Origin of the sequence: Pseudomonas sp. DE0010, from assembly GCF_007680745.1 — a bacterium.
Lineage (GTDB): Bacteria > Pseudomonadota > Gammaproteobacteria > Pseudomonadales > Pseudomonadaceae > Aquipseudomonas > Aquipseudomonas parafulva_B.
Genome location: NZ_VEJQ01000287.1, coordinates 1 through 240, shown reverse-complemented (window position 1 = coordinate 240; position 240 = coordinate 1). Strand labels below are relative to the sequence as shown.

Here is a 240-nt window from a genome sequence, read left to right as displayed (position 1 = left end):
CGCTGACGGTCAGAATGTTGTCGCTCACGGCGCCACTCCCTTGCGAATCGCGAAGCCACTGCGGGCGATACGGATCAGGCCACGCGGCCGCCACATCATCATCACCACCATGAGCACGCCGAACACCAGCATGCGGATGTCGCCGAATTCGCGCAGCAGCTCGAACAGCAGGGTCATGACGAAGGCCGAGACCACCACCCCGACGGTGGAGCCCAGGCCGCCCAGTACCACGATGGCCAG

The 240-nt window shown here is 65.0% G+C and carries 1 pseudogene; it reads right to left on the bottom strand.

Annotation, left to right across the window (positions count from 1 at the left end):
- Positions 1-24: 24 nt before the first annotated feature.
- Positions 25-240, bottom strand: a pseudogene (locus FS767_RS22565) (branched-chain amino acid ABC transporter permease); the annotation flags it as partial.